The 253-nt window shown below is 70.4% G+C and carries 1 pseudogene; it reads right to left on the bottom strand.

From position 1 onward, the window contains the following. Positions 1 to 126: pseudogene (locus FJV41_RS51970) on the bottom strand (biotin carboxylase N-terminal domain-containing protein); the annotation flags it as partial. Positions 127 to 253: the final 127 nt, after the last annotated feature.

Genomic DNA, 253 nt, shown 5'->3' with positions numbered 1-253 from the left:
ATAGCCAGGGTGGATGGCGTCCGCGCCGGCGGCCTTGGCGGCGTCGAGGATGCGCTGCTGGACCAGGTAGCTCTCGCGGGAGGGCGGCGGCCCGACGAAGAAGGCCTGGTCCGCGGTGCGAACGTGCCCTGTCAGGGGCGTGGTCATCCGATGCCCGTGACGACCTACTTCCGGGCGCTGCGGTACTGCTCCATATAGGCGCGCGCCTGGGTCAGCTTGGCCTCGACGAACCGGTCATCCTCGTCCGGCTCCG

This window comes from Myxococcus llanfairpwllgwyngyllgogerychwyrndrobwllllantysiliogogogochensis, from assembly GCF_006636215.1.
Lineage (GTDB): Bacteria > Myxococcota > Myxococcia > Myxococcales > Myxococcaceae > Myxococcus > Myxococcus llanfairpwllgwyngyllgogerychwyrndrobwllllantysiliogogogochensis.
The sequence above is the reverse complement of the archived record's forward strand: the minus strand, read 5'-3'. Positions and strand labels throughout refer to the sequence as shown.